Raw genomic sequence first — 7,470 nt, 5'->3', positions numbered from 1 at the left:
AATCTGAGCCATGATCAAACTCTTCAATTAAAAGCTTGATTTGCTGAAACAAGTTCAGCGATGCTCATCTGTAAAACGTCATAATGAATTTCATTATGTGTTCACTCGTGAGACTTGATATTTTTTAAAGTCCGGAGACTTTTGATATCAATCCTGCGAGTGCCCACACAGATTGTCTGATAAATTGTTAAAGAGCAGTGCAGTCAGTGCCGAGGCTTCCTGCTGCGAGGAGGCGTATATTACGCTCTTCTCCTTCGGAGTCAACTTCTTTTTGAGAAGTTTTTTCCGGCGATTCAGAGACTTCCTGAACCTCTGAGTGGCTGACCTGTCAGTCGTTGTGCCGTCTCAGTGGTTGCGCATTATAGGGAGGCGGAGCGGGAACGCAAGCAGAAATCTTAAGTTTTTATCTGCTTGCTGAAACTTCGTGCGAAACGCTGCTTTTTAGCCCTGCTTGATACGCGCAGGCAGCTCGGCAAGGCTATTTAACACCCAATCCGCCGCTTTTTCACCCTCGGCGGTAACCGGCTTACCGGTACGTACCAGTACTTTTTTACCCACTCCGGCCGCTGCGCCTGCCATCATGTCTTCAATCTTGTCGCCAACCATATAAGAAGCGGCCATATCGATGTGCAGTTCCTGCTGTGCGGACAGCAGCATTCCCGGCTGCGGTTTACGGCAGTCACAGTTTTGACGCAGCTCTTCTACTACTGCTTCCGGATGGTGCGGGCAGAAATAGATGCCATCGAGATCGACATCGCGGTCGGCCAGCGACCAGTCCATCCATTCGGTCAGGTGCATAAACTGCTCTTCGGTAAACATCCCGCGTGCGATGCCGGACTGGTTCGTCACCAGCACCAGCGCAAAGCCCATCTTCTTCAGTTCTGCCATGGCTTCAATAACGCCATCGATAAACTCAAAGTTGTCGCTTTCTGATACATAACCGTGATCGACATTAATGGTGCCATCACGATCGAGAAAAATTGCCGGGACATTGTTAGCCACGTAGTCACTCCTGCTAAAAAATTTGCCATAGAGTATCTCACGATTGCTATAGAAGAGAGAATGCCAGTTTGAATGACTTAGATTGATTTAGACGTCTGGATGCCTTAACATCCACTTGCGTTCGGCTTCACCGCCGGATCCATAAGAATGAACGCCACGGACAACCCCATCACGATAATAAATAAAGCAATGATAAAACTTTCAAATATCACCAAAGTGTTCCAGCAGGGTTCACGCACGATTACAGCGCTGTCCGATGTCAGCCTGCACGTGCCTGCCGGACAAATTTACGGGGTTATCGGTGCTTCCGGTGCCGGTAAAAGTACCCTTATTCGCTGTGTAAATCTGCTGGAGCGCCCGACCTCCGGTAAAGTGCTGGTCGATAATCAGGATCTCACTACGCTTTCCTCAGGGCAGCTGACGCTTGCACGCCGCCAGATTGGCATGATCTTCCAGCACTTTAATCTGCTGAACTCGCGCACGGTTGCAGGTAACGTCGCGCTGCCGCTGGAGCTGGGCAGCCTGTCGAAGACCGAAATAAAGAAACGCGTGACTGAGCTACTGGAGCTGGTCGGTCTGGCCGATAAGCATGATTCATGGCCTGCCAACCTTTCCGGCGGCCAGAAGCAGCGCGTCGCGATTGCTCGCGCACTGGCCAGCAATCCCAAAGTGCTGCTGTGTGATGAAGCCACCAGCGCGCTCGATCCGGCAACCACACGTTCGATTCTCGAATTACTGAAGGATATTAACCGCCGCCTGGGCATTACCATTCTGCTGATCACCCATGAAATGGATGTGGTTAAACGCATCTGTGACTGCGTGGCGGTTATCAGCGATGGGAAGCTGATCGAACAGGATACGGTGAGTGAGGTCTTCTCCCACCCGAAAACGCCCCTGGCGCAGCAGTTTATTCAGTCCACTCTGCACCTGGATATTCCTGAAGACTATCTTCAGCGCCTGTCACCGCAGGCCAGTGAGAACACGGTACCGCTGCTGCGGCTGGAATTTACCGGCCAGTCGGTCGATGCACCCCTCCTGTCTGAATCCGCACGTCGTTTTAATGTGAACAACAACATTATCAGCGCGCAGATGGATTACGCGGGCGGCGTCAAGTTCGGCATTATGCTGGCGGAAATCCACGGTAGCGCCGAAGATACTCAAGCCGCTATCGCGTTTCTTCAGCAAAATCACGTAAAGGTAGAGGTGTTAGGTTATGTCTGAGGCAATGATGTGGTTAATGGGCCGCGGCATCTGGGAAACCCTGATGATGACCTTTGTCTCCGGCTTTTTTGGTTTTGTTATCGGTCTGCCGGTCGGCGTGCTGCTGTACGTAACCCGCCCCGGGCAGATTGTGGCGAACGCTAAGCTTTATCGCGTGCTGTCAGCGGTGGTCAACATCTTCCGTTCGATTCCGTTCATTATACTGCTGGTGTGGATGATCCCGTTCACCCGTATGATTGTTGGCACCTCTATCGGCCTGCAGGCGGCGATCGTGCCCCTCACTATTGGTGCCGCACCGTTTATTGCCCGTATGGTTGAAAATACCCTGCTGGAACTGCCAACCGGCCTGATTGAAGCCTCGCGTGCGATGGGCGCGACTCCGCTGCAGATCATCTGCAAGGTTCTGCTACCGGAAGCGCTGCCGGGTCTGGTGAATGCAGCTACTATTACTCTGATTACCCTGGTGGGCTACTCTGCGATGGGCGGTGCTGTGGGCGCAGGCGGTCTGGGGCAGATTGGCTATCAGTATGGCTATATTGGCTATAACGCCACCGTGATGAATACCGTTTTAGTCCTGCTGGTTGTTCTGGTGTATTTGATTCAGTTTGGCGGCGATCGCATTGTTCGCGCGGTCACTCATAAGTAAACACAACAGTAATATTCGTTATTTAAGGAAGGGACATGTCTTTTAATTTTAAAACGTTCGCTGCCGTAGGCGCACTTATCGGTACTCTGGCTCTGGTTGGCTGCGATCAGAAAGAGAAAGATCCAAACCACATTAAGGTCGGTGTGATTGTGGGTGCCGAGCAGCAGGTGGCTGAAGTCGCACAGAAAGTGGCTAAAGAGAAGTATGGCCTGGACGTTGAGCTGGTCACGTTTAACGATTACGTACTGCCTAACGAAGCGCTGAGCAAAGGCGACATTGACGTCAATGCGTTCCAGCATAAGCCATACCTCGATCAGCAGATCAAAGATCGCGGCTACAAGCTGGTTTCCGTTGGTAACTCTTTCGTGTATCCAATTGCCGGCTACTCGAAGAAAATCAAATCGCTGGATGAGCTGCAGGAAGGCGCACAGGTTGCTATCCCGAACGATCCAACCAACCTTGGCCGTTCGCTGCTGCTGCTGCAGAAAGTGGGCCTGATTAAACTGAAAGATGGCGTTGGCCTGCTGCCAACCTCACTGGATGTGGTTGAGAATCCGAAAAACATCAAGCTGGTTGAGCTGGAAGCGCCACAGCTTCCGCGTTCTCTGGACGATCAGCAGATCGCGCTGGCGGTGATCAACACCACTTACGCCAGCCAGATTGGCCTGACCCCGGCGAAAGACGGTATCTTCGTAGAAGATAAAAACTCCCCTTACGTTAACCTGATCGTTGCTCGCGAAGATAATAAAGACGCAGAGAACGTGAAGAAATTCGTGCAGGCCTATCAGTCTGACGAAGTTAACGAAGCGGCAAACAAAGCCTTCAACGGCGGTGCAGTTAAAGGCTGGTAAGACATTCATGCAGGCCGCGCCAGCGGTCTGCATGTTTTACGAATACATCACTCCTGCTCTGCATATCCCGCTCTCCTCTTGTTATTTATGCTACGGCTTGCTTCAATAACGCCACTTTTACCGAACATGAGGATTTCCCATGCGTGTTTTGCCTCTCTGTTTGCTCGCCCTGTCGCTGACAGGCTGTTCGCTGCTGCAGAAACCTTATCAGCCTGTTACGCCGATCGAAAAATCAACGCAGGCAGAGCCAGCGCGCGCCAAACCCGCCGCTCACCCTGCCCCGGTAAAACTGTATACCGACGCTGCAGAGCTGGTCAGCAAGCCTTTCCGCGACCTGGGCGAAGTTTTTGGTGACGACTGTCAAAGCAGTACGCAGGACTCCCCACCGAATATTGCGACGGCACGTAAGCGCATGCAGATCCGCGCATCGGGCATGAAGGCCAATGCGGTCCTGCTGCACAAATGTGAAATTGTGAGTTCGGCACAGGGCTGCTACCGCCAGGCGATTTGCCAGGGTTCTGCACTGAAAGTGTCCAATTAACCATTGCGATGCGTCGACGCAGTCAGCGTTTCTAACAATTCATTGCGATATTTTATCTCGCTACCTGTGGCAATAAGTGGGAATCAGGCCGTTAAATATCGCTAAAGAAAAAGAATAAAATCATTATAATTTAATAACTTAGTAAGATTGCGGGTTAATTATGGGGTTGTTATATTCAGCCCCCACAATTAACAGAAAAAAGGATCTTTCATGCGTCTTATTACATTTTGTTTGCTGGCGATGGCGTTAGCGGGTTGTACCTCACAGTCTCATAAAACCCGATCGGCCCAGTCCGCATCCCCTTCTCAGCATGCGGCGCCCGCAAAAAAAATGCTCACCACGCCCTCCCGTCCCGGCATCGCTATTTATAACAGCGTTGAAGCGCTGAACGGCAAAGCGTTTCTTGCGCTGGGTGGCGTTTCAGGTAATGATTGCCAGGTTGCAGCGAATGATTTCCCGCCTAATCTGGTCAACGTCCGCCAGCAAATGCAAAAACGCACTGCCGCACTGTCAGGTAACGCCCTGCTGATGCAAAGTTGCGAAGTATTGAGTGGCTTACCCGGTTGCTACCGCGAAGCCACATGTCAGGGTTCAGCCATAAGAGTCGCAGAGTAAATGTCGTCATTCTCCTTCCAGCAAATTGGTACTATTCATTCCCCCTGGAAGGAGAAATTTGCCGTCCCCAGACAGCCCGGCCTGATTGAAGACGGCGGTGGCGAACTGCATTTGATCCCCCCTTATAATCACCCTGAAGCGGTAAGAGGTCTGGAAGACTTCAGTCATCTCTGGCTGTTATTCGTTTTCCATCAAACGATGGAAGGGGGCTGGCGTCCAACCGTCCGTCCGCCTCGCCTTGGCGGCAATGCGCGTATGGGGGTGTTTGCCACCCGCTCCACCTTTCGGCCGAATCCCGTGGGCATGTCTCTGGTTGAGCTGAAAGGTATCCGCTGCGAACAGCAGCGGGTGATTCTTGAACTCGGCAGTCTCGATCTGGTTGATGGCACGCCAGTAGTCGATATCAAACCCTACCTGCCGTTCGCCGAAGCCCTTCCGGATGCCCGTGCGGGTTTCGCCCAGCAGGCACCTGCGGCCGATATGCCCGTTTTCTTTACGCCGGCTGCCCTGGAGCAACTGAATCTGCACCTGAGGCGTTATCCGCATCTCGAGCGTTTTATCGCTCAGGTATTAGCGCAGGATCCCCGCCCAGCCTACCGTAAAGGTGAAGAGCCGGACCGGGAATATGCCGCCTGGCTGCTGGACTTTAACGTTCGCTGGCGCGTCACGCTTGCGGGTACCGAAGTTATCGCTATCGACCCACGTTAATTTGATCCGGCATCTTTTGACTCACCCGCCACGCTGGTACACTAGCCGCCACGTTTTTTGACTCTCTTCCGTTCATATGGAATCGTAACTCATGCGTACTACTCAATACCTGCTCTCCACTCTGAAGGAGACACCTGCCGACGCTGAAGTTATCAGCCACCAGCTGATGCTGCGCGCCGGGATGATCCGCAAACTGGCATCCGGCCTCTATACCTGGTTACCGACCGGTCTGCGCGTGCTGAAAAAAGTTGAAAACATCGTGCGCGAAGAGATGAATAACGCCGGTGCTATTGAGATCTCAATGCCGGTAGTCCAGCCCGCTGACCTCTGGCAGGAGAGCGGACGCTGGGAGCAGTACGGTCCGGAACTGTTGCGCTTTGTCGATCGCGGCGATCGTCCTTTTGTCCTGGGCCCAACGCATGAAGAAGTGGTCACCGATCTGATCCGCAACGAGCTCAGCTCCTACAAGCAGCTGCCGCTGAACCTGTTCCAGATCCAGACAAAATTCCGCGATGAAGTCCGCCCACGCTTTGGCGTGATGCGTTCACGCGAATTCATCATGAAAGACGCTTACTCCTTCCACACCACGCAGGAATCGCTGCAGGAAACCTACGACGCGATGTATCGTGCCTACAGCCAAAGCTTCACCCGCATGGGGCTGAACTTCCGCGCGGTGGATGCCGATACCGGCTCGATTGGCGGCAGCGCTTCACATGAGTTCCAGGTGCTGGCCCAGAGCGGTGAAGACGACGTGGTATTCTCCACCGAGTCGGATTACGCGGCCAATATGGAAAAAGCGGAAGCGGTCGCACCCGCCGGTGGCCGTGCAGCGCCTACTCAGGCTATGGCGCAGTTCGATACGCCAAATGCGAAAACCATTACCGAGCTGGTTGAGCAGTTTAACCTGCCGGTTGAGAAAACAGTGAAAACGCTGATGGTGAAAGCGACCGAAGAGAGCGGCCACACGCTGGTTGCCCTGCTGGTCCGTGGCGACCATGAGCTGAACGAAGTCAAAGCGGAGAAAATTGACATTGTTGCCACGCCGCTGACCTTCGCGACCGAAGAAGATATCCGTGCGCTGGTTAACGCCGGTCCGGGCTCACTGGGTCCGGTTGGCCTGCCAATGCCTGTCGTCGCCGACCGTACCGTTGCCGCCATGAGCGATTTCAGCGCCGGTGCGAACATCGATCACAAACACTTCTCAGGTATCAACTGGGAACGCGATCTGCCGCTGCCGCGCGTTGCGGATATCCGCAACGTGGTGGAAGGCGATGCCAGCCCGGACGGGAAAGGGACGCTGCAGATCAAACGCGGCATCGAAGTCGGTCATATCTTCCAACTCGGCACCAAGTATTCGGAAGCGATGAAAGCCTCCGTGCAGGGTGAAGATGGCCGTAACCAGATTATGACCATGGGCTGCTACGGTATCGGTATCACCCGCGTTGTGGCGGCTGCGATTGAGCAGAACCACGACGAACGCGGCATCATCTGGCCAGCCGCACTGGCACCGTTCCAGGTGGCGATCCTGCCAATGAACATGCAGAAATCGTTCCGCGTAAAAGAGCTGGCGGAAGAGCTGTACAGCACGCTGCGTGCCAAAGGTATTGATGTCATTCTTGACGATCGTAAAGAGCGCCCGGGCGTGATGTTCGCCGATATGGAACTGATTGGCGTGCCGCATACTATCGTCATCGGCGATCGTAACCTCGACAGCGAAGAGATTGAGTACAAATCCCGTCGTGAAGGCGAGAAGCGTATGATCAAAACCAGCGAAATCGTCGACTTCCTGGTTGCCGAACTGGCTCAGTAACCCACAGTGACTCTGACAAACGGCCATCGCTAATGCGGTGGCCGTTTTTTTTTAAGCGGGGGATCCGTTCACTGCG

The 7,470-nt window shown here is 53.4% G+C and carries 8 protein-coding genes; 7 read left to right on the top strand and 1 reads right to left on the bottom strand.

The features are described 5' to 3' along the window. Positions 1-441: 441 nt before the first annotated feature. Positions 442-1,002, bottom strand: a complete 561-nt coding sequence (gene gmhB, locus PGH32_RS19310) for a D-glycero-beta-D-manno-heptose 1,7-bisphosphate 7-phosphatase (protein ID WP_337894867.1) — start codon at positions 1,000-1,002, stop codon at positions 442-444. A 189-nt stretch (positions 1,003-1,191) separates the two neighbouring features. Here gmhB and metN point away from each other — a divergent pair, with 189 nt between their 5' ends. From metN to proS, 7 genes are all read left to right on the top strand, one after another. Then, entirely contained in the window at positions 1,192-2,223 is a 1,032-nt protein-coding gene (metN, locus tag PGH32_RS19305; RefSeq protein ID WP_314420944.1) for a methionine ABC transporter ATP-binding protein MetN, read from the top strand. Next, positions 2,216-2,869 carry a methionine ABC transporter permease MetI gene (locus tag PGH32_RS19300; protein ID WP_314420946.1) on the top strand — a complete coding sequence of 218 codons (654 nt, stop codon included), beginning with the start codon at positions 2,216-2,218 and terminating at the stop codon, positions 2,867-2,869. The genes metN and PGH32_RS19300 overlap by 8 nt, the downstream gene beginning before the upstream one ends. 35 nt (positions 2,870-2,904) lie before the next feature. Further along, a complete protein-coding gene (locus PGH32_RS19295) occupies positions 2,905-3,720 on the top strand; it encodes a MetQ/NlpA family lipoprotein (RefSeq protein ID WP_314420947.1) in 816 nt (271 codons plus the stop codon). A 139-nt stretch (positions 3,721-3,859) separates the two neighbouring features. Then, on the top strand, positions 3,860-4,261 hold the full coding sequence (gene rcsF / locus PGH32_RS19290) for an Rcs stress response system protein RcsF (protein WP_314420948.1): 402 nt from the start codon (positions 3,860-3,862) through the stop codon (positions 4,259-4,261). 210 nt (positions 4,262-4,471) lie between these two features. After that, positions 4,472-4,876, top strand: coding sequence for an Rcs stress response system protein RcsF (gene rcsF, locus PGH32_RS19285; protein ID WP_314420949.1), 405 nt, complete (start codon positions 4,472-4,474; stop codon positions 4,874-4,876). Beyond that, positions 4,877-5,584 carry a tRNA (N6-threonylcarbamoyladenosine(37)-N6)-methyltransferase TrmO gene (gene tsaA / locus PGH32_RS19280; RefSeq protein WP_337894866.1) on the top strand — a complete coding sequence of 236 codons (708 nt, stop codon included), beginning with the start codon at positions 4,877-4,879 and terminating at the stop codon, positions 5,582-5,584. Positions 5,585-5,675: 91 nt separating this feature from the next. Next, complete coding sequence (proS, locus tag PGH32_RS19275; protein ID WP_337894865.1) at positions 5,676-7,394, top strand: proline--tRNA ligase; 1,719 nt, start codon at positions 5,676-5,678, stop codon at positions 7,392-7,394. Positions 7,395-7,470 lie beyond the last annotated feature (76 nt).

The organism is Erwinia sp. SLM-02 (genome assembly GCF_037450285.1).
Taxonomy (GTDB): Bacteria; Pseudomonadota; Gammaproteobacteria; order Enterobacterales; family Enterobacteriaceae; genus Erwinia.
The sequence above is the reverse complement of the archived record's forward strand: the minus strand, read 5'-3'. Positions and strand labels throughout refer to the sequence as shown.